The following is a 2,473-nucleotide window of genomic DNA, read 5'->3' on the forward strand; positions in this document are numbered from 1 at the left end:
TCCTTGTCGACTGCGCGATACAAATACTTCCACTGGCCTCGGACCTTGATATACGTTTCATCCATTCGCCAGCTCCGGCCGACGGCACGCTTGTGGCGGCGAAACACCTTCTCCAGAACCGGCAACACCTTGATGGCCCAGCGGTGCACGGTTGAATGGTCAACTGAGATACCGCGCTCCGCCATCATCTCTTCAAGGTGTCGAAGGCTTAGCGGGTAGGCGCACATACCAGCGCACACAAGTCAGGATCACATCGAGCGGATAATGCAAACGCTTGAGCACCCGCGCCACAGCTGGATTCAAAGTCTTCATCGCGCGTCCGATCGTTCCTATTGTCACGGCACACGATACCCGACGCGTTATTGCGACAGATCCGAGGTCCGCGCGGGCGGCCATCCTCTCCTGGGCATCGACGAATAGCTCCGTCTTCTTGAAGACTCCCCTCCTTGACTACCTTGTTTCTAGAGGCTTCGTGGAGCTATACACCCCGCCTCGACGAACGCCGGAACGAGGTCCGAGCGCGGGAATTCGTGACCTGCCTGCCTGGGCGCGTCGATGACCGCCGCATCAACCATGCAGCCGCGCCTTGAGTTGCTTCAGCGTCTCCACTGCGCCGCCTTCGAAGCCGACGCCGTGCCGAGGGTCAACCTGAAAGTCTCGAGGATACTGCCGCCGATTGACCCTCCTGTGTGGACGGGACGGCACCGGCGACGACTAACCCGACAAGGAGCGAACTATCAGGTCAAACAAGAGCGGTGGGTCGAATGGCTTGCGCAGAAATGGACCAACCGTCACTTCGTCTGGCGGGAGCGCGCCCGAGATGAATACGAATGGCACTGTGTTTAATGTCGGAATAGCCGCGAAGTAACGGTACAGTTGCGTTCCGTCGATGACAGGCATCACCCAGTCCGATATCACCAAGTCAGGCGGCGCTGCGAGCGCGACTTCCATGGCCTCATAGCCATTTCGAGCTTTTACGACTCTATAACCCTGCGCGGTCAGGAGCAAGTCCAGGATATAGCGAGTATCCGGTTCGTCGTCGACCAATAAAATGGTACTCATGGCAAGCGCATTGCCTCCGTTCTTGTTGTCGGCGCCTACGCCCTAGCCGGCGGAGTGCCTGTCGCTCATCAACGTACATCCTACGAGAACCGCAGGAGTTGATAGCGGTCAAATCCTGTCTTTGTTCGCCAATCATTGATTGAATTAGAATGAGTGTCGTTCGCGACAGTCACAGAATGCGTACTGAAGTGGACATTCTGACTCGTGTCGGCCGTAGCAATCGCCAAGCTCGTTCATTCGCCGCGAAAATTGTGGGAGCAACGCCCTGCAGTTGGCAGCATGGTCGACATGCTTGCTCGAACCGCACAGCGTACGAAGTTTCAGCGAACCGAAGGACTATTCAGAGTGGCTTTTGTCGTACCAGAAAGCTCGCATTTGCTTTAATCCGGATGAATTCGTCGGACATGTCAAGCGAGCCGAAGAGCCGCGTCACTAGTAACAGCGACGATACAGGCTCTCCGGCAAAACCCTCCCTACGGATACGGTCGCACAAATATTGTTCGTTCGCATCGGGCAGGGAGATGTCCAAAAAGTATCCGGTCAAAGCCCGCCTCGGGCACGTGCATTGCGATAATTATGCAAACCCAAATAGGCGCGGTGGGGACTTTCTCCAGGGCGCGCGCGGGGACATGTACCGCGCCTGGGCATCACATTTTCGGAGTGACGATGGGAAACGCATACGATGAATATTCAGAGCCGGCGGGCTCTGGGGAGGCCGTGACAATCTCCGCGGTGCAAGAACAGCTCTCAGTCGGAGTCGAGCGCACCGAGACGGGCGCTGTGCGACTACGCAAGTTGGTTCACGAAGACGTTCAGGAGGTACCGATAACCCTGCGGACGGAGGCGGTCGTCGTGGAGCGCGTTTCAATCAACCAACCGGTGCCCGCGGAGTATGGCTCACGCCAGGAAGGGGACACGTTGATTGTTCCTGTATTCGAGTATGTCCCTGTCACAGAAATGCGACTCATGCTGAAGGAAGATGTCCGGATAACAAAAGCGGCGGCGGAGGTGGACGCGGTGCACCGAGCATCAGTGCGGCGTGAGGAATTGATTGTCGAGCGGCGTGACGGCGCGAGCGGCGAGTGGTTTGCAGAAGATGGGTCTGTTGGTAGCAGGTCGGCAAACGCAGAGAAAGAACCGCGGTAAGAGAATCAGAAGCGCGTTCCATACGGCGGCCTTGGCCGCTTTATTTATCATTGGAGGCATCGAACATGACACAAGCAATCGTTGGAATTTTCGACGGCTTCGACGAAGCCAACCGTGCGGTTGAGCGCCTTGAGCGAGCGGGTATCGCACGCACCGATGTTCAGGTCCATGGGCGAGACTCGAGTCCCGCCACGTACGACCCCGCGACGGTTGCGGACCGCCGCCCAGAAGGTGAAGGTGTGGTCGCGCGCATAGAGCACTTCTT

The 2,473-nt window shown here is 57.5% G+C and carries 3 protein-coding genes and 1 pseudogene; 1 reads left to right on the top strand and 3 read right to left on the bottom strand.

Annotated elements, in window-relative coordinates; translation table 11 throughout:
• Together AWB67_RS36370 and AWB67_RS36375 are read right to left on the bottom strand one after the other, a co-directional pair.
• A pseudogene (locus AWB67_RS36370) lies at positions 1–312 on the bottom strand (IS6 family transposase); the annotation flags it as partial.
• A 402-nt stretch (positions 313–714) separates the two neighbouring features.
• Positions 715–1,062 carry a response regulator gene (locus AWB67_RS36375; protein ID WP_087660687.1) on the bottom strand — a complete coding sequence of 116 codons (348 nt, stop codon included), beginning with the start codon at positions 1,060–1,062 and terminating at the stop codon, positions 715–717.
• 666 nt (positions 1,063–1,728) lie between these two features.
• Here AWB67_RS36375 and AWB67_RS36380 point away from each other — a divergent pair.
• Positions 1,729–2,208 carry a YsnF/AvaK domain-containing protein gene (locus AWB67_RS36380; protein WP_087660688.1) on the top strand — a complete coding sequence of 160 codons (480 nt, stop codon included), beginning with the start codon at positions 1,729–1,731 and terminating at the stop codon, positions 2,206–2,208.
• 47 nt (positions 2,209–2,255) lie between these two features.
• Here AWB67_RS36380 and AWB67_RS42675 read toward each other — a convergent pair.
• The coding region (locus tag AWB67_RS42675; protein ID WP_235025571.1) for a hypothetical protein at positions 2,256–2,473 on the bottom strand (218 nt) is incomplete at its 5' end.

The sequence above is a fragment of the Caballeronia terrestris genome (assembly GCF_001544515.1).
Classification (GTDB): domain Bacteria; phylum Pseudomonadota; class Gammaproteobacteria; order Burkholderiales; family Burkholderiaceae; genus Caballeronia; species Caballeronia terrestris.